This window comes from Pseudomonas sp. SIMBA_068 (assembly GCF_046534705.1).
GTDB classification, from domain to species: domain Bacteria; phylum Pseudomonadota; class Gammaproteobacteria; order Pseudomonadales; family Pseudomonadaceae; genus Aquipseudomonas; species Aquipseudomonas putida.
In genome coordinates this window covers 1-273 of sequence record NZ_JAWRYI010000482.1, presented here as the reverse complement: position 1 = coordinate 273, position 273 = coordinate 1, and the positions used below count along the sequence as shown (strand labels likewise).

1 protein-coding gene is annotated in these 273 nt (G+C 61.9%); it reads left to right on the top strand.

Annotation, left to right across the window (positions count from 1 at the left end):
* The coding region (locus SB756_RS30055) for an AbgT family transporter (protein WP_410913235.1) at window positions 1-273 on the top strand (273 nt) is incomplete at both ends.

Below are 273 nucleotides of genomic sequence, written 5' to 3'. Positions count from 1 at the left end.
CGGCCTGCTCCATTCGCTGATGGTGAAGATGGCGTCACGCGTCAGCCGCCGTTATGCCAGCTACATGGTGCTGTTTATCGCCTTTTTCAGCCATATCTCCTCGGATGCCGCGCTGGTAGTGATGCCGCCGCTGGGCGCACTAATCTTTCTGGCGGTGGGCCGTCATCCGGTGGCGGGCCTGCTGGCCGCCATTGCCGGTGTGGCCTCCGGCTTTACCGCCAACCTGCTGATTGTCACCACCGATGTGCTGCTCTCTGGAATCAGCACCGAAGC